The sequence below is a fragment of the Legionella pneumophila subsp. pascullei genome, assembly GCF_900637585.1.
In the GTDB taxonomy this organism is placed as follows: Bacteria; Pseudomonadota; Gammaproteobacteria; order Legionellales; family Legionellaceae; genus Legionella; species Legionella pascullei.
Map to the genome: position 1 here is coordinate 2,444,918 of NZ_LR134380.1, position 20,769 is coordinate 2,465,686.

Below are 20,769 nucleotides of genomic sequence, written 5' to 3' on the forward strand. Positions count from 1 at the left end.
TTTGCTATAATTATTACAATATAGCTCCAAAAGAGTTTCTGTATAATCTTCAGGAGGAAGTCAATGTCACAACAAATTGGAAATGAATTTTTTGAAGCAGATATGGACATGCACCAACATTACCTTGATATCCTAAATTGCGTACCGGATATTGTTTACTGGGTAGATAAAGATTGTCACCTGAAAGGGTGTAATCAAAATTTTATCAAATTATTGGGCTTAAAAAAAATAGGCGATTTAAAAGGAACTCCCTATGACCAAATGGCGAAACATATGAAATGGTCAGAAAAACGGATTGAAACGTTTAAACTGGATGATATGAAAGTACTCTTTTCAGGTGAATCTCAGTACGATATAGAAGAAGAACCCGTATACAATAAAGATAAGGAAGCACTTTACTATAAGTCCCGTAGAGTACCATTGTTCGACAAGGAAAATAAAGTATGTGGTTTAGTAGTTGTGTTAACTGATATCACCAGACTAAAAAAATTAGAGGCGCATTTACAACAAGTTCATTCCCCGAGGAATACTAAACGCACTCAAAAGAAACGAGTGGCTGAACCCAAAATATTAATGGTGGAAGATAATTTCGTTGCTCAAAAAGTTGAAGAGGCATTGCTTAAGGAATTGCAATGCCAGGTTGATATCGCAGATACAGGAGATAAAGCGTTAAACCTTTTCGACCCAGGGAAATATGATATGGTCTTTATGGATATTGGGCTCGAAGACACCTCTGGCTATTTAGTAGCCAAAAAAATTCGCCAAAAGGAACAAAACACCAATTATCATGTACCAATTATCGCCTTAACATCTTACCAGGCTGATGTGGTGAAATACGATGTTGAGGATTATTTTATGGATGGAGTGTTAACTAAACCTTTAACAAGCGAGCAAGCAGAACAATTAATCAAACACTTTGTTCATAAAGAAGATATTATGGTTTCAGGCTTAAAATCAGCAAGGGATAATTAAGATCAATTTGCTTACCCGACAATAGCTGATTTTTTTGTTAACGCGAAACAAAATAAAAGATTGCCAACGCTTGATAAATAGAGAAACTGTTAAATTGATGCATCTGTGCATGATATGATTACATGCATAATCTTACCGGCGAGGGCAGTATCCTCATAAAAACAAGACACATCCTGCATAATATGTGAGAATAGATTTCAACCATAGCAAAGATATTTGTCGTCGCTGGTTTCTTGGGTATATCTTCCCTTACCATGATTATTGATACTGGAGAATGAAGTGATATGGGATCCTGAACGTTATGTGCTTGGAAACTATATTCAAAATGAAATCAACGAAGAATTTCTAAAAACAATTCACATCGATCTGTCTGGAAATATTTTAGATATTGGTTGTGGAGATGGGCGCTATACCAGCTTGTTGGCGAGCAAGATAAAGCATGGACAAATTCTGGGAATTGACAGCTCTGCGCAAATGATAAGACATGCCAATCAACAATGGGCACGAAAGGGACTTTCGTTTGAAGTTCATAACATTGAGGAATTTCACCAACCGCAATCTTTTGATTTGGCGTTCTCATTTTGGTGCCTGCATTGGACCAATATCCATATTTCTTTTCCAAATATTTTTCATCTGCTAAAAAAAGAAGGTAAATTGTATGCTGTCATGTCTTCCTTTTCCGATCACAGCATTTTGCAAACTTGGAAAGAATTGGCCAAACAAAACCTGTATAGGGATTTAACAGAACAATATATCTCTCCTATCAATGAACAATATTTTTACGGCGTGGTTAACCTTCTCAACAGATTACCTTTTAAGCGAGTTAACCTTGATTTGAAAACTTGCCGTGTTCATTTGCCACACATTGATTATTATAAAAATTTACTTCTAACCATGCCTTTTATAAAAAGGATTCCTTCTGAAAGGACTGAAGTTCTTGTTGAAGACATGTTAAAAGCATTTCAAACTATTTGTGAAAGGAGATATGGTGGCCAATTATATTATGAAACTCGACCCATATTTTTAGAGGCTATCAAATAACCCAAAGCGTCAGGAGGCAAGACTGTGCATTTAAATTTTAATATGGCTCCCGGCATGAACATACCTATGGTCATTGCAACCCATGATAATTTAAAAGCAAGCACCACCCCGCTGTTACATTTTATTTCTGAGTGTCATGAGGAGGTAATCAAAACACTCAATCAATTTGGGGCAATCGTATTTAGAGGATTCTCCTGTCAAGATGAGGACTGCTTTTCAAAAGCAATAGACTCATGTGCTCTTGGCACGCGATGTTCGACAAGCGATTATGATTTACCAAGAACTGTACTGACGAATGAAATTTACACATCAAGTGACCTCCCTGCCCATATTCCTTTACCACTGCACCATGAAAAACCCAGATCCCCAAAACCACCCAATCACATCTATTTTTGCTGCATCATTCCGCCCCAGGAAGGTGGTGGAACAATCTTTGCGAACGCTGAAGAAATATGGATGGCTATGCCCCAAAGCATTCAGCACAAGATTCTTGAATACGGTGTTCAATATAAGCAGTTTTTTCATGGGCCATCTTTAAAATATCGTGTATTAAAAAAAATCCTGGGGAACCATTGCGTCCGAAGTTGGGCAGACTATTTTGGCACAGAAGACAAAACTGAAATAGAACAAAACTTAACCCAAAAGCAACTGGAATGGGATTGGGTAAATCATGGTAATGATTTGATAGTACTAAATCATTTACCTGGAGTATTAAAGCACCTTCTAACCAATAAAATGGTCTGGTTTAATTCATCTGCCTATTTAAATTATTATTCGAATTTGAACTATGGTGAATTAAAAAACCTGCATTCTTATAAGTATTGGGCATGCCGATATCTTATTTTGAAAGATATGCTCCCCATGATTTGTCATTACGGTAATGGCCAGGCGTTTTCTGCAAAAGAAATAGCAGTAATTAACCAAATTATTCAGCGTCATACTCACGTCCTTCATTGGCAAAAAGGAGATTTCATGATTGTGGATAATTTTACTTACATGCATGGCAAACAAGCTCATGTTGGAGAAAGATTATTATATTCATGCATGACGGCTTATTAATGCTGGTTTATTTTTTATCCGCTCCCTTGCGCTTCGCGGCTCAGTTTTTGAACCATAGTCCGAACCGCGACTGTGAGGGAGCGGATATGGTATTCCCATACAAAATCTTGCCGAAATCTGGCTATACTTAAGGTAAATAGACCTTCCAGGTTAATTTGTTTATACTCAAATTCTCTCTCTGTTATGGTTGTTTTTATTATAACTCTTTGCCAGACAAATAATTTTTGTGCGTAGCCAGGCACTTTCAGGAGCATTGTAAGTGGTAAACGTAACTATGAAAAACCAAGCAAAAGACCTTTTGAATGAACCCATTGCCATCATTGGAATGAACTGTCAATTTCCTGGGATTGATTCTGATATAGAAGATGTTGCTGCCTTTTATGACATGCTGATGAAGGGTCAAACGCCAATTAAAGAAGTGCCTAAAAATCGCTGGAATATTGAAGAATACTATAGTGCTGATAGAAAAAAAGCAGATAAAATCATTAGCAAAAAAGGCGGTTTTTTAGATAATACTCATTTATTTGATGCTGCTTATTTTAAAATATCTTCAGCCGAAGCGAAGCAAATAGATCCCCAACAACGCCTTTTTCTCGAAGTGGCTATTCGAGCTTTAAACGATGCCAATATCCCATTAGACTCTTTAAAAGACTCTGACACAGGAGTTTATTGTGGAATTTCCACTCACGAATACAGCCAACTGAACTATAAAGACCATATCAAATTTAATGCCTATACGCCCATTGGAATAGCTAACAGTGCTGCAGCAGGAAGACTTTGCCACTTTTTGAATTTAAAAGGCCCCAGCATGGCTGTTGATACAGCATGCTCATCTTCCTTCACAGCACTCTATCTCGCAGCCACTGCATTGAGAAACCAGCAATGCGATATGGCAATTGTTGGAGGCGTTCATTTGAGTCTCTGTCCTGAAAGTTTTATCGGATTAACCAAAGCCAATATGCTGTCAGCAACTGGCCAATGCAGCAGCTTTGACAGTAAAGCAGATGGCTTTGTTCGGAGTGAAGGTTGTGCAGTAGTTGTTGTTAAACGTTTAAGTGATGCCCTAAGAGACAATAACAAAATCTATGCGCTCATCAAAAGCATGGTTATTAATCAAAATGGCGATGGAACGGGGCTTGCTGCCCCCAACACCAATGCCCAAATTGCCATGCACCAAGCAGCATTGGAACATACTCATTTAACTGCGGGTGAAATTGATTACATTGAAACCCATGGAACAGGTACCACGATAGGCGATCCCGTCGAATTTAATGCGATCCAAAGCATTCATCAGGGTCACCACTCACTTGAAAAGCCCCTCATAGTAGGCGCACTGAAAAGTAATATAGGCCATACCATTTCATCATCAGGCCTTGCTTCTTTAATTAAAGTACTTTGCTCTTTGCAAAATGAAGCGATTCCCCCCAATTTACATTATTCAAATCCAAACAGCTTAATTGCACCTGAAAGTATTCCTGCGCTTCTACCCATTGAAGCAATTCCTTTTCCCAAACTCAAAAATAAAAAAAGATATGTCCAGGTATCCAATTTCAGCTTTACAGGCACAAATGTAAGCGCCATTTTGGAAGAAGCGCCTGAGATGGTGTCATACGAGTCAAAACAAGACAACAATGAACCAAAATGTTTTGTTGCTTCAGCCAATAGTGAACTCTCATTGAAACAATTAATGTCACGCTACGAGCATTATTTGAAAAATTCTTCTTCAACCTTAAGCGACATATGCCATACCTTGATCAATTGTCGAGACCATTACAAATTTCGTTGCGCCATCATTGTAAACGATAAAAAAGAACTCATTAAAAAAATGGAATCGAAAGACTATGAAATAAAAAAAGTAGTTCTGCAAAACAACCCCAGAACCGCATTAAATGATGCCAAACTCATTTACGAAGCTTATTTATCCGGCATTAATATTAGTACTGATGATAAAAACGCAGCTTACAACAAAGTGGATTTACCGCTCTATTATTTTGACAGAAAACCCTATTGGCATGAAGTCAGAAAACACGTCAAGAATGATCATTGGCTGGATTCTTTATATCAACAACCAATGGAACAACAAGTTGAAACCATCAAAGCAGAACTCACCTCTCAAATCAAAACACTTTTAAAGAAGGACAATATAGATCCGCATCAGGATTTGGAAACCCTTGGCCTAACTACGCCCTTATTGGAATCCCTGGATCAAATTCTTGAGGATATGTTTTCCCCCCGATATCAAGTGCCTTCTCTCTTATCTTTACGCTACTTAACCATGGATAAACTGGCAAGACATTTACAAAAAATGATCATGCCGCCTGTCGTTTACCGGCAACCATCAATCAATGTACTCAATGTTGAACCTGTAGCTATTATAGGCATGAGTTGCCGTTTCCCCAAGGCAGCCAATGTGGATGAATTCTTATCTTTGCTGGAAAAAGGCGAAAGTGGCATGATCGATATCCCTTTAGAGCGTTGGGATAACGAGAAATTTTACGACCCGGATGTCGATGCCTTAGGGAAACTGTACATCAAGCAACTGGGCTTCATTGATCATGTAAACCATTTTGATGCGGAATTTTTCAATATCAGCCCGCGTGAAGCCAAGCTTATGTCACCTCAATTGCGTGTATTTATGGAAACCAGTTATCACGCGCTTGAAGATGCCAATCTCTCTCTTGATGCGGTCAAAGACACTAATACAGGAGTTTTTGTCGGAGTGGGGACTAATGAATATCCCCGAGTTTTAGCTTATCAAGGCGTTACCTTAGAAGATTTGAATATTTACTTTGCGACGGGGAATGTTTTAAATGCCCTGGCCGGTCGCGTCGCCTATTCCTTTGACTTTCGTGGTCCAATACAAGCAATAGATACGGCATGCTCATCCTCCATGACTGCCATACATAATGCCTGTCTGAGTCTGCAATCCGGCGACTGTAATATGGCTCTTGCTGGCGGTGTAAACATTATCCTAAGCCCTGATTCTAACATTACCCTTTCAAAAGCCAGAATGCTCTCACCCGATAGCCGCTGCAAAACGTTCAGTGAAGATGCTGATGGCTACGGTCGCAGCGAAGGGTGTGGTGTGGTGGTTTTAAAACGCTTAAGTGATGCCGTTAGAGACAACGATAATATTCTGGCGGTAATCAAAGGCACTTCGATCAACAGCGACGGTAAAAGTGGTGGTTTCACTGTGCCCAATGGCGCGGCTCAAGAAGAAGTCATTCTAAGCGCTTTGGCCAAAGCCAAGCTGTCACCTGGTGATATTGATTTTATCGAAGCGCATGGGACAGGTACGCCTTTAGCTGATCCTATCGAAGTAAATACGCTTACTAAGATTTTTAGTGAGCATCACAGCAAGGAAAACCCGCTTTATATAAGTTCAGTAAAAACCAATATTGGACACTCGGAAAGTGCATCTGGCGTAGCCAGTGTTATTAAAACCGTTTTAAGCCTGAAAACCAGAACAATATTTAAGCACCTGAACTTCAAAAAACTTAATCCTGCCATTCAATTAATTAATACAATAATCCCTCTTGATAAAACCGATTGGGCCAAGAAACAAGGGTTAAGGTGTGCGGGGGTTAGTTCTTTTGGTTTTAGTGGCGCTAATGCCCATGCCATCATACAAGAAGCTCCTGATGGTAAAAAGGAAGCGCGCGTTCTTCCTGAAGAATCTCTGCTCGTTTTATCAGCAAAAAGTAAAACCTCTCTGGAATTATTACTGGCCAGTTACCAAAATTATTTATCCAATACCCAGGAAGAATTTGCCGATATCTGTTATACAGCAGCAACCTGCCGCACTCATTTTATGTATCGTGTGGCAATTAGGGCGAAAAATGCTGCCCAAGCGGCCAAAATTATAAAAAACAATGAATACAGCATTTATCATATCACCAAAGAAAAAGAATGGGCTCAACAACCGGGCACACTTGCAGAATTGCAAACAGCCTACCAGGATGGATTTCCTGTCAATTGGCCTGAATTTTATCGCTCCCTCGGCCATCATTTTGCAAAAGTAAAATTACCCTTATATGAATTTGAACGTATAGAACATTGGTTTGGTGACAAAAACAAGCTGAAAGACGCACCTCTGCCCAAGGACTGGTGTTTTCAAATCCAGTGGCAAAGTGAACCATGTGATAAAAATAATCGAAAGCTTCGAGGAAATAGATGGCTTTTAATTGGCCCCAGGCATCTGGCTGATGGTTTCAAAACTCAAGGCCTGGAAATTATCCACGAAAAGGAAGAGCATTCTCAAGACAAACTGGAAGGCATCATTTTTGCTGAGGGTTTGTACCCGGCAGCGTCTGATATAGAAGCCAACATTGACATTCAAAAAAACACATTAAAAAAGTTGCTGAACTTAATTAAAGAGCTCAATCGCAAGTCCATTGATTTGCAATTGATTATTCTTACCAGCAATGGAATTGCTGAACTGGCGAATGACAAACACCCAGTCAATATAAGCAATAGCCCTCTCATTGGTTTCTGCAAGACTCTCGCTTTAGAATTGCCACAATTCAAAACCATTCTAATCGATCTGGATAAAGTCGAAGAGGACAATTACCCGGCACAAGTGACAGCAGAAATCAATTATAACCATGGTGCGCACTATGAACACATAGTGGCTTACCGTGACGGGGAAAGGCTGGCTTCCCGTTTAAAAAAGACTCCTCTGGAAGATAGAAGGCGATTACTCCATGGAGTGAAAGGACGCTACCTCATTACTGGCGGTTGCGGTGGTTTGGGATTGGTAACTGCCCAATCTTTGCTTTCCTCCGGAGCAAGAGAATTAATTCTCACCTCAAGAAATATCGATAAACCAAGGATAAAGGAAGCCATTTATAAAATTAAATCCCATTACCCTGGCGCCAACATTCGAACTGTTAGTCTAGATGTTACTGATAAGGAAAGTTTAAAAAATTTATTATCAGAACTTAATGCCGATGGTTTGTTAAAAGGCATCATCCATGCCGCTGGTGCTGCTATTAAAGCCCCTTTGCTTGAACATCAGGATGAAGATGTTGATTATTTATTTTCAGCCAAAGTGAAAGGTGGATGGTATTTACATGAACTAAGTCTGGATTGCAACCTGGATTTCTTTGTTGTCTATTCTTCAGTTTCCTCTGTATTTGGAAGCAACAAAGAATCCGTTTATAGTGGAACGAACAGTTTCCTCGATGCCTTGATCGCGGAACGCCAACGTATGGGGTTACCTGGCACTGCTGTTCAATGGGGACCTTGGGGTGAAGTAGGAATGGCCCAAAAACGCTCCCGAGATGAAGGATTAAAGCAAGCGTTAATCAGCAATGCACAAGGCCATATAATCATTAAAAGCCTCATCAACGACGAGTTCAAACATGCCACTATCATATCTCCAGAATATCTCAAATTTATGCTGGATTTTGTACCCAAGCCCCTACCCGCCTTTTATGGACACCTTGATGAGGAGCTTGAAAAAATACCACAACAGCATCAAAGCCCGGTAAAAAATCTGTCTCCATGGCTTACTCAATATCTGGAAATTAGTGAAGAAGAGCGATTTAAAGCCTGTAAAGCAATGGTTTCTGATATTTGCACAAACATCCTTGAACTGACAGAAAATGAAGACTTAAACGAAGATGAAGGTTTTTTCGAGTTGGGTTTTGACTCGCTCATGATTACTGAATTAGCAAGTGAGCTAAAGAAAAAGCTGGAACCATTCCTGAAGGTTACAGTGACCATTGGTTTTAACTACCCATCCATCAGCAAGCTGGCCAAATACATTGAATCAGAACTTGATAAGAACTTAGTCAAGACACAAAGTCCAAAATCAGCTCCCAAACTGACTGATGACGGTATAGCGATTATAGGCATGAGTTGTTCATTTCCTAATGCCCCCGAAATCGCTGCCTTTGAAAAACTGTTGGAAGAAGGATTAAGCGGTATCAAAGACATTCCAAATGAACGCTGGGATAATAGCCAGTATTACGATCCAGATATGGATGCGCCAGGTAAATCCTACGTCACGAAGCTGGGATTGATCGAAAATATTAAATATTTTGACGCTGCATTTTTTGGTATTAGTCCCCGAGAAGCCAAATTGATGGAACCTCAGCAACGAGTATTCCTCGAGTGTTCTTACAAAGCATTGGAAAATGCTAACTATCCTTCAGAATCTTTGCGTGGCAGCCTAACAGGCGTATTTGCTGGTGTAGGCCCCAATGAATATTATGCGCAACTGGAAAAATCAGGATTTTCAAATGAAGAACTCAGTGCCTATTCCATCACTGGTAATGTGCTCAATCTCATCCCAGGCCGAGTAGCCTACACTTTTGATTTTAAAGGCCCATCAATCAGTGTTGACACGGCATGCTCTTCATCATTGGTTGCGATTCATTATGCCTGCCAAAGTTTAAAAAACAAGGAAATTGACTACGCTCTTGCAGGCGGTGTAAATATACTACTCATGCCGGAATCTAATGTAACTTTGTGCAAAGCAAAAGCATTATCGCCTGATGGTCAATGCAAAACCTTTGATGAAAAGGCTGATGGATACGTCAGAGGCGAAGGTTGTGGCGTGATATTTCTAAAAAGACTCTCTGATGCCTTACGGGATAATGATCATATCCTCGCCGTTATTAAAGGTTCAGCCGTTAATAACGACGGTAAAACGGCTGGATTAACCGTGCCTAATGGTAAAAGCCAGGAAGAAGTCATGAAAAAAGCGCTCCGTCAGACTGAATTATCGAGCACTGACATCAGCTATATTGAAGCGCATGGCACAGGAACTCCGTTAGGAGATCCCATTGAAGTGGACGCCATCAATAAAGTCTACGGGCATCAACGTAACAAAGAGAATCCACTTTACCTGGGTACCGTTAAAACAAATATTGGGCATCTTGAAAGCGCATCAGGCGTGGCTGGCGTTATAAAAACCGTGATCAGCCTGCAAAAGAAAACTATTTATAAGAATTTGAATTTTAATAGATTAAATCCCAATATCAAACTGGATGGTACTCAACTTGCCTTAGAAAAAACAAATTGGAATACGAATACAAAACTCAAATACGCAGCAGTCAATGCGTTTGGTTTTAGCGGTACGAATGCACATGTTATCCTTGCGGAGTTTCCTAAAGAAGAAAAGTCCAAAACCTCAAAACCCTCTCAAAAACATTTGCTGGCTATTTCAGCCCATTCCAAAACGGCTTTAGATAATTTGACTCAACGATACCAACAGTATTTAGAAACGACTGAACATCATTTTGGTGACATATGCTTTACCGCAGCGACTTGCCGAGAACATTATCATTACCGTTTGGCGTTAATCGCTGAGAATGCGCTTGAAGCTAGCCGTTTACTAAGTACAGGGCAATTTGCCTTATCTTACAATGAAAATATTACACTGGATTTACAAAATGACAAGGCACTTAATTCTCTGTTAATGGATTATCTGCAAGGGAAACCAGTTGATTGGAAATCCTATTATGAATCCCTCAAAGGAGAATTTACAAAAGTCCTGTTACCTAATTATACCTTTGACTGCAGCGAGTATTGGCTGGATAAAAAGAACAAAGACAGCTTGGCCACCCATAAAGGCGAGCAACACCCGCTTTTAGGGCAAATGCTTGCCATGCCAGGAAATGAATATCTGTTTCATCAGAAACTGGATTTGGAGAATTTAGCTTATATCAAACAACACAGTGTTTTTGAAAAAGTGATTTTTCCAGCAACAGCCTATATTGAATCGGGTTTGGCAGCTGCAAAATCCATATTTCAATGCAGTGCTTTTCAAATTGAAAAATTCAATATCGAACGCCCGCTATATCCTAAACAAGGCCAAGAGTTTCAATTACAAGTAAAACCTAAAATGGACGGGCAATACAAAATCAATCTGTTCGCAAAACAAGAGAACGACTGGCAAACTTTCTGTGAAATGGAAATTCATGCCAAGCCCACAACAGCCCGAGAATCAATCCATATTGATGAGCTAAAATCTTCCTTTGGCGATAAAGTAGAACTCACAGACATTTATGAGCAATTTAAGAAAAGCTCATTATTTTACGGCGATGAATTTCATGTCCTGCAGGAGGGCTATGTTCAGGCGAACAGTGTTCTGGCTAAAGTCACATTGACTAAGGCAAGCCAAGGCCAGGACTATTATTATCATCCTGTTTTGCTTGATGGCGCAATGCAAAGCATATTGTTATTAAGTGTTAAAAATGACGAAAATAAAAATTTTAACGCCGAAAACGTTACCTACATACCCTATGCTTTCATCAGTATGACCGTTTTTCAGGAAGCACCACGAAGCCTATGGGTGCACTTGACCAAACAAAACACTGAAGACGCGAGCGATCTTTGCGTTAATATGAATTTATACGAGCAATCCGGTTTATTAATTGCTCGAATTGAAGGCCTTAAATTAAGAAAAGTGACACGAAGTCATTTTGTTTCTTATGACTCCGCTCTAAACCATCTTTATTACACGGAGTGGAGCCCCATTCCTTTAAAAACCATACCTAACCAAGATATTCCCGAACTCCTGGTCATTACAAAAAAACCAGGAAAAGCTAAAAAAATATTGGATGGCCTTAATTATCATCTGGTTGAAAGCATTAGTAACTGCGGAAATATCGAGAACAGCAATATAGTATTTCTCTATGAACAAGAACAATTTAATGATCTTTTTCATTGCTGCCAGACCTTATTCAGATTGCGTCCCAAGCGCTTTATACTGGTTACGGAACATGCTTACGCTATTCAAGACCATGACCAGGTCAATCCTTACCATACAATGGCTTGCTCTTTCTGGAAAAGCTTTAGAAATGAATATGAGCTCAATAAAAATTATGCCATTGATTTAGACTCCAAGAGTCACTTGGCCACAGCGTTAATGTATTTATTTAATACAGATACTTATGACACTCAAATAGCAGTCAGAGATTTGCTTTACCTACCCAGGTTAAAGAAAAAGCAATTGGTCAGTAGCACTACCCCAGAGAGATTAATCGATGGCAATGCCACTTATCTTATCACAGGCGGTACTGGGGGGTTAGCCAAATCCTTGATGGAATACCTCATGAGGCGAGGAGCTAAACACATTGCCATTAACAGCCGCACCCACTGTCCGGATGACATTAAGGCATTAATAGAAAAGGCTAGTCAAAATCAGATTGAAATCAAACATTACATGGTTGATGCCGGAAATTATCAGAAAATGGAGCAAGTGATTGGAGAAATACAACAGAGCCCCAACCCATTGAAAGGCGTATTTCATTTGGCAGGTTTGATACAAGATGGACTCATTGTCAATTTGAATGATGAAGCAATGCAAAAAGTACTCAGCGCGAAGATGGATGGCGCTTTAATTTTACATCAATTAACCCAAAATATCCCATTAGAATGGTTTGTCCTGTTTTCTTCATCCGCTTCCTTGTTAGGTGCCAGAGGGCAAGCAAATTATGCCGCAGCTAATGGGTTTTTAGATGGTTTAGCCCATTTAAGGCACCAGCAGGGCTTACCTACAATTTCTATCAACTGGGGACCTTTCCATACCACAGGAATGGCAGCCAATTTGACTCATACCCTGCAGCATTATGGTTTTTTACCATTAGATAAGGACAACATTGATATTCTTGATGTGCTCCTGAATAGCCAATTGCCTCAAATTTCACCCTGCCCTATGAATTGGGATGTTTATTTCAAACATACACCGAAACAAACAGAATTATCTGCGCTGGTTAAGGCGAAACCATTACCTGACCAGTCCTTTTTAAACACGCTTCGACAACATTCCAAAGAAGAACGCATCTCAATATTATCACAAGCTTTACGTGAAATTGCAGCTGATGTACTGGCTTTGGATGATAGCGAACAAATTTCGATACAGCACGATTTGTTTTCAATGGGCATGGATTCCCTGATGTCCATGGATATCAGAAATCGTATTTATGACAAATTACAATGCCAAACGCTAAGCTTACCGATTGAGTATTTTATTAATACTCCTACCATTAATAAAATCGCCAGACATATTTCTGATGAATTAGACCATATTTTTGATAGTCACTCTGACTACCACCCTACTGAAAATCCACCAGAAAGAGAAATTGCATTATGTGATTTTCAATACGTATTCTGGGTGCTTAACAAGCTGGATTATCATTTTAATATCGGTACACAAGTACAATTACACGGCAGACTCAATAAAGATTATGTCCAACGGGCCTTTGATTTTGTTGTGAATCAAAACAGTATTTTCTGGATTCATTTTAACAAGGATAAACCAACCCAAAAATTGCATAGAGTTGGGCAATTTGAATTAATTTACCAAGATATTTCTCTGAATCATGAAACAAAGGCTCTGAATAAGGAATTCCAAAACAATATATTGCGCGCTATCCCCCTCACCAAAGAACCCTTAATTAGAGTGTATTTGTATAAGATTAATAATGACTTGCATGAATTACACATCGTAATACCCCATATTATTGTTGATGACGCATCATGTGAAATGGTTTTTTGCCAATTTAAAAACAATTATGAAAAACTCACTCTTGGGAAAGAGTTAGTATCTACCCCAGAAAAAGGCTCTTATTTTAATTATGTGAAACAAAATAATAGTCACTATCAAAAAAACCTGAAAAATAAAATTGATTTTTGGCAGCACTATAATAAAGGCTTTAAAATGCTGAGTTTTGGTAATAGATATCATTTATCCGATACCTCAAAACAAACAAAGCACTTATTTCATTACCCTATTGATCCTCAACATGCTGAACAATTTATAAATTGGCATAAAGCCCAGAACATCAATGTCAGTACTGGATTGATTGCTGCATGCCAAATTGTTTTCTACAAATTAAGTCACCAAAATAAAATACCGATCATTTTAATTCACAGTGGCAGGGAAGGTGGGGAATATAAATCAACCCTGGGTTTGTTCTCGGAATATAAAAGGATAAATCTTACTTTAAATGAGAATGGCCAATTCATTGATTGCATTCATGCGATTGAAGAGCAACTCTTAAAAACAGCTTCCTATCAAAAATGCTCTCATCTCATCAAAGACAGTGGCTTGAAAGGTTCGAGCTTATCCTTTGGTCAATATTTAACTTTAGCGTTAAATAAGATGTTTATGCTGAAACACTTTAAAGAAAGTAAGCTCCATTCCATTATCATTGACTATTACCTGAAATACTTAAGTCGCCTGGCATCCTTCAAAAAAAATATTTCAATGAAACAACGACTAAATCAACTGTTTAAATTGGATATGTCATTGCAAAAACCGGAAAGATTAAGAGTTCTCGTTAGCGTGACCCCCAGCTTTTTTAGCAAAGAAAGCCCTGATATGAGTTTTGCTAATCTTGATTACAGCTATCCTAATCATTTTGCATGTATGGATAGGCCGATAGGAAATCGAACGCTTTGGATTTATTTCTCCAAAAACCAGGATGGTGAATATCAAATTTCTATTAATGCACCATTAACAATAGAGTGTAAAAATACAATCGGAAATGGTATTAGCCAGTTTATTACAACTTTTGTAGAGAATAATAATTGGAATATTGCAGAATTAATTCAAGCAATGGAGGATTCCTCCATTGCTTCTTGATTTTACTGAGCTTGATTAACCGTAGTGTTGTCATTTTTTATTTGTTTAGGGTTTGATGATGAAGGCTGTGTTGAAACTTTGGGTACCACAATATCCGTTCCAAATTTGCCTTTTATCTTGACTTCACCTGGCTGCAATACAGCAGATTGGCCATTAGCTCTACGACAACGCTGGGTATGGCATTTCATTTTACAAACTCCCTGGACACATCCATAGCATCCCCAGTTATCCCAACAGCAAGCCCAATTGCCTTCGATTGTTGAGGTAAAAGTTCCCCCTGCCAACTGACATACATCTTTCATTTCAGCATTCGTTGCACCCGTATTCGGCGCAGCATAAACATTAATCGATACAAAGCTAAACAGAAAGAGGAAAAGCGCCCCTGCCATCCTTAAAGATTTCATGATTCACCTCCTTGGAATCGTACTATCAGGACTTACAAAAAAACCTAATCACTTTGTTAAAAAATGTTTTTAATTCGGTCATTTGGTTTATCTAAACTCCCTCATTAAAAACATTTTTTGCCTTGACCTTGGGATTTTTCGTAAGCCCTGACTATTTAATTATGGCAAAACCCAGAAATTGTTCAAGTTTTAAACATAAAAGCCTTGAAACACTGAAAAGCATTCACATCAGCTTACTTCATTTTTTCTATGCCAAATACTGAATAGAATACAAAAAACCAGGGTTGCGATAACAATACCTAAAGCAATGAAAATCGGTATCTTGAACCAAGGTACGATAAGCATCTTAAAGCCCACAAATACTAAAATAAAGGCAAGCCCATATTTGAGAAAATAAAAGCGTTTGTGCATATTCACAAGCAGAAAATATAAAGCGCGTAACCCTAATATTGCAAATATATTAGAAGTAAATACGATAAAAGGATCATTGGTTATGGCAAAGATCGCTGGAATGCTATCCACAGCAAAAATCAAATCACTGACTTCAATAAGAACTAGCACCATAAAAAGAGGCGTTACATAGACAAGTTGATTTTTCCTGAGAAAAAATCGCTCACCATGTAATTCCTCAGTAATCCGCAAATGGTTTCGCATCCATTGCAGTATGGGATTTTTTGCAAGTTCTGGTTTATTATCAGCAAAAATAAACATTTTGATTCCCGTTATAATCAGGAAAAAACCAAAAATATAAAGAATCCAATGAAATTGATTAACTATCCATATCCCTAACAAAATAAGTATTAAACGCATAGCAATAGCGCCAATAACACCATAGATTAGAACTCGATGTTGATATTTGGCTGGTATTGCAAAATATTCAAAGAGAATAAGAAAAACAAAAATATTATCAAACGATAAAGATTTCTCTATCAGATAACCCGTAAAAAATTCAAGGGCTTTTTCATTGGCTACGGAATAGGTGAAATTCTCGATAAGATACCACCATAGAAGAAAATTGAAAATAATAGCTAAAGTGAACCACAATATGGTCCAGGATAAAGCTTCTTTGGTGGAAATACGATGCGCCTTTCTCCCACCAAACACAAACAAATCAACAAACAGCATAATGAGCACAAATGCTAAAAAACCCAACCACATCCACCACTCACTGATTGAAGTCATTGATTCCTGCCATGTCTTTTCTATGGTTTTTATATTTCATCGATATGTTTTCATTATAGTCATAGTAATTATCCGCTTCAAAAATATTTATATTCAATTGAAAGAAACCTAGGGAGGAGAAGAAGAAGGGTCCAGAGTAGCTATCAATTGCATAACCCCCAACTCACCATTGGTTTTCCTGGCTACAGTTAATTGAAGATTCAGCAATTGGGAAACTCGCATGGTATCATTTTTATAAGTTACTTTTAAGGGCAATGCTATAACCCAATGGTTTTCTCTGGTTTCAATGAACTCTGCTACCCCATTGATTTCACTAGTCATATTGAGTCTTTGCATTTTAATTGCCTCAATATTCCCTGATTTTATCATGGCAGAATTAAACTCAACCCATCCATTTTCCGTGTAGCATGATTGCAGTCTACTTAACTGAGACTCAATGGAAGTAAAATCAAAAGCAAAAGATTGTGTTGCGGCATGTTCAGCCCATCTTAAAATAATATTCTTGTCTGTTTTTATAGTTGCTGCAGGGATTTTATAGTGACAAGAAATGGTTTCTTTTGATTGTGATTGCTCAGGTTGTTTGAGTTGACTGTTTTGAGAATCGAGGAACAATTGAGGCGATAACTGAAGAGAAGTTAAAGATTGTAATACCCCACTCGAGTCAATACTCTTATTCTTAACCACCAGATTATTTACCATTTTTTGATTTAAAGCCAGATGAACATCAAGGTGTTCAGTTATTCTCTCCTTGTCTTTTTGATAAACAACTTTTATAGGTAATTTAATACCCCATTGATTTTCTTTAACTTCGATAAACTGGGGCTCTCCTTCTATCTGGGCACTCAAAATAGGCTTTTGGTTCTTAATTGCTTCCATATTATCTGATGGTTCTCTGATGGATTGCTGATATTGAGAAAAAGTACGCCATAAAGGCAAACGATTAATTTGTGAAATCAAAGAATTCAATGATAATCCAGAAGAATGCAAACCGATCTGTTTTAACCAGTTTGGATAGAATTTTTGGCCTTTGTTACTAAAATCATTAAGAGTAATTTTGTTAGAATCAACATCGTTAACAAGGGGTCTCTGTTGAGATAAAGCCAAAGATGGAATTTTTGCAGATTCAGGTACATCAAATGATGGTCTTCTCACAAGATTTTGAGTGGAATTTAATGGCATCAGGTTTGGCATTGGTTGAATAATAGCCATTCTCTGCGTAGTCCTGCTACTCAAAGTAAGATTTCTTTGAGAACGTTCTCCATGAATTGAAAACAAAGGCACAAAAAAAGAAGCTGTTATTTTTCTTGCAGCATCTAAACTGGTCTTCTTTCTCTCAGCCAGGATTATGCTCATACTTTTGATTACCTCATCAGCTGGCGTCACCTTTTGAGCAAGTGGTGCCAGACGAGGAATAGCTATCATTTGCATAATCCCTAAACTATCTTTATTTTTCCAGCCTATTGTCAGATAGATATTAAGAAAATGAGTCACTCTTTTTTTATCATTTTCATAAACAACTTTTAAGGGTAATATAATTTTCCATCGATTATCCAAAGCTTCTATTATTTGAGCCTCCCCATCTCTATATCCTTTTACTGCCAATTTCTCTGTTTTAATAGTTTCTATGTTATTTGACTTGCGTAAAGCATTTTGCAATTGCCCCCATCCCTTTTCGGTATAACAAGAGTGTAATTGATTTAATTGGGATTCTATGGACGCAAAATTCAAATTAAAAGACAGAATCGCCGCATGTTCAGCCCAATTTAAAATGATATCTGAATCAATATGAGAAATTTCAGGCGAGATTTTATAATCACAATCGATAATATTGTGATATGCAATATCCTTTTTTTTAAAGGGTTCCATTCGCATTGCAGTATCACTGTTAACAGCATCCTGAGAATAGGCTTTCATACCCAATAAAATAAGTAATACACCATAGAAGAGATGTTTTGACATAAAACAGATTCCTTATTTTGTATCTACAAATCCCTTATGAACATGTAAATTTGTCGGATATTTTAATTTATTCTACTGTTTAATAGTTTGGTGGTAACTCATTAATTTTTCAAATACTTTAATAAATATTGTAATTGCAACATAACCGCAAAAATTGTTATTCAGTTCTGTAGACTATTTCATTTTAGATTGAAAAAAATTCTCATTTTGCTACTTGAAATTGTATCAATCGACCCTACCTAAACTTACATCAAAATATGGTTTTACACCTCAATTGTGAGACGTGGAGCAGCCAGTAAGGTGCTCAGGTAATATTAATCTTGGCCTCAAAGTTAAGGAGATATATTATGAACACTACCTCATTATCACTAACCCCGTTACTACGGCATTCCGTTGGTTTTGAACGATTCAATGATTTGTTTGAATCGATGCGAAATACCGATGATTCAACCTATGCCTATCCGGCCTATGACATTGAGAAACATGGAGAAGACAGTTACACGATTACAATGGCTGTTCCAGGATTTCAGGAAAGTGATCTGAGCATCATGGTGCAAAATGATCAGTTAACAGTTAGCGGTCGCATTCAGGAAAAAGAAACCAAGGAGTCTGAATACTTACACCGAGGCATTGTGACGCGAGCCTTTGAACAGACCTTTCGACTTGCAGATCACATGAAAGTAACAGGTGCCGAAATAAAAAATGGACTATTGTCTATCAGCTTGATTCGTGAAATACCGGAAGAAGCGAAACCACGCATCATTCCAATTAAGAGTATTTCTGATCAAGAAAGCAATAAAAAGAGTAAAACCATTGAACCAGAAAGCAAGAAAAAAATTTCCAATTAAAAAAATGTGCCGGTATATATGGGAAATCCGGCACAGATTTTAGATAAAATAGCCAGACTTCTCCTGCACATGTTCTATTTAATAACTTTTTACAATAAAAATACCAGATAAACTATACTTTCAATTTAGAAAGCACATTAGTATTACAGAGGCTCGAGCAAACAACTGAATATGAGGCCATTATGAAGCGTGGTTTATTTGTCCATCTCAAACATGACTTACCAGCATCCATTGTTGTTTTTTTTGTAGCTTTACCTTTATGTCTAGGCATAGCATTGGCTTCTCATGTTCCTCTTTTTTCAGGAATTATTGCTGGTGTTATTGGTGGAGTAGTCGTAGGGTTTATCAGCGGCTCAGCTCTTGGAGTGAGCGGGCCAGCAGCAGGACTTGTAGCAATAGTCATTACCTCTGTAGAGACATTAGGCAGCTGGGAAGCTTTTTTGTTAGCTGGTGTAATTGCTGGAATATTGCAAGTAATTGCAGGTTTTCTGCGAGGTGGAATTATTGCCTATTACTTTCCTTCTTCCGTAATCAAAGGCATGCTCACGGGAATCGGTATCATTATTATTTTAAAACAAATTCCTCACTTATTAGGGCACGACGTCACACCACTTCTGGTGAGTATGTCGGATGGTGAATTGGATATTAATGACATTAGAGAAGCATTGGATGATATTAATCCTGAGGTTGTTATTATCAGCGTTGTTTCTCTTTTAACCCTGATTTTTTGGGAGAAAGTGCTGGTAAAAAAACACAAACTGTTTGAAATGATACAAGGCCCCCTTGTCGTGGTCATCCTGGGAATTGCTTTGAACTTGTTTTATGAACACCGACTAACAAGTTTTTCCCTGGATCCATCGGAACTGGTTCAACTGCCGAAATTTAACAAAGCATCCGAATTATTTAATTATTTAACACTGCCTGATTTTTCGCTCATTACTAACCTGAAAGTATACAAAATAGCAATCCTCATTGCCCTAATTGCCAGTTTGGAAACACTGCTCTGCGTAGAAGCTGTTGATAAACTGGATCCCTACAAGAGAGTAACGTCTACAGACCGTGAATTAAAAGCCCAGGGGTTAGGAAATATACTCTCTTGCCTGATTGGCGGACTACCCATTACACAGGTTATTGTGCGTAGTAGTGCCAATGTCGCTTTTGGAGCAAAATCCAAGCTGTCCACCATTTTACATGGCTTATTACTTTTTATTTGTGTCATCAGCATACCAGAAATACTCAATGAAATTCCACTTGCATCATTAGCCAGTATTTTGATTGTTATAGGCTATAAGTTAGCCAAGCCGGCTTTATTCAAACAAATGTATAAAATGGGATGGGAACAGTTTGTACCATTTCTTATTACAATTGTTGGAATTATTTTTAGTGACTTGCTTTTCGGGATTACTTTAGGCTTTTCAGTAGCTATTTTTATTATCTTGCGCCATCACTTTCTTAATTCCCATGATATTATTAAAACCTGTGGCAAAAACAAAACCCAATACTGCCTAAAACTGGCGGAAGAGGTAACTTTTTTAAATAAAGGAAGTATAATCAACGAATTAAAGAATATACCAGAAGGTGCAGAGGTAATTATTGATGGGTCTCGATCCAAAATTATTGATCATGATATTAAAGAAGTCTTTCAAAATTTCATTTTGAATTCAAAAACTAAAAATATTCAAGTTAAATTAATAGGAATTTAAAT

The 20,769-nt window shown here is 38.0% G+C and carries 9 protein-coding genes; 6 read left to right on the forward strand and 3 right to left on the reverse strand.

All coding sequences use genetic code 11. The annotated features are described in order from the left end of the window. The first annotated feature begins 63 nt into the window (after positions 1 to 63). The 4 genes from EL201_RS10935 to EL201_RS10955 all read left to right on the forward strand — a co-directional run bounded on the left by EL201_RS10935 (position 64) and on the right by EL201_RS10955 (position 14,671). The gene (locus EL201_RS10935) at positions 64 to 972 is read left to right on the forward strand and encodes a response regulator (protein ID WP_027222287.1); all 909 of its coding nucleotides are present in this window, start codon (positions 64 to 66) and stop codon (positions 970 to 972) included. 279 nt (positions 973 to 1,251) lie between these two features. Continuing rightward, positions 1,252 to 2,013, forward strand: a complete 762-nt coding sequence (locus EL201_RS10940; protein WP_027222288.1) for a class I SAM-dependent methyltransferase — start codon at positions 1,252 to 1,254, stop codon at positions 2,011 to 2,013. A 24-nt stretch (positions 2,014 to 2,037) separates the two neighbouring features. Further along, complete coding sequence (locus EL201_RS10945) at positions 2,038 to 3,072, forward strand: TauD/TfdA family dioxygenase (protein WP_027222289.1); 1,035 nt, start codon at positions 2,038 to 2,040, stop codon at positions 3,070 to 3,072. A gap of 259 nt (positions 3,073 to 3,331) precedes the next feature. Beyond that, the gene (locus EL201_RS10955) at positions 3,332 to 14,671 is read left to right on the forward strand and encodes a type I polyketide synthase (protein ID WP_027222290.1); all 11,340 of its coding nucleotides are present in this window, start codon (positions 3,332 to 3,334) and stop codon (positions 14,669 to 14,671) included. Between the two features lie 2 nt (positions 14,672 to 14,673). On the opposite strand, the gene EL201_RS10960 is transcribed toward EL201_RS10955, so the two are convergent. The 3 genes from EL201_RS10960 to EL201_RS10975 form a co-directional block, all read right to left on the reverse strand. Beyond that, entirely contained in the window at positions 14,674 to 15,075 is a 402-nt protein-coding gene (locus tag EL201_RS10960; protein WP_027222291.1) for a hypothetical protein, read from the reverse strand. 228 nt (positions 15,076 to 15,303) lie between these two features. Next, complete coding sequence (locus EL201_RS10970; protein ID WP_027222292.1) at positions 15,304 to 16,257, reverse strand: TerC family protein; 954 nt, start codon at positions 16,255 to 16,257, stop codon at positions 15,304 to 15,306. A gap of 108 nt (positions 16,258 to 16,365) precedes the next feature. Next, positions 16,366 to 18,216: a DotI/IcmL family type IV secretion protein gene (locus tag EL201_RS10975; protein ID WP_027222293.1), complete on the reverse strand. Its 1,851-nt coding sequence runs from the start codon at positions 18,214 to 18,216 to the stop codon at positions 16,366 to 16,368. Positions 18,217 to 18,563: 347 nt separating this feature from the next. Here EL201_RS10975 and EL201_RS10980 point away from each other — a divergent pair, with 347 nt between their 5' ends. Beyond that, a complete protein-coding gene (locus EL201_RS10980; protein WP_027222294.1) occupies positions 18,564 to 19,064 on the forward strand; it encodes an Hsp20 family protein in 501 nt (166 codons plus the stop codon). A gap of 182 nt (positions 19,065 to 19,246) precedes the next feature. Then, positions 19,247 to 20,767, forward strand: coding sequence for a SulP family inorganic anion transporter (locus tag EL201_RS10985; RefSeq protein WP_027222295.1), 1,521 nt, complete (start codon positions 19,247 to 19,249; stop codon positions 20,765 to 20,767). Positions 20,768 to 20,769 lie beyond the last annotated feature (2 nt).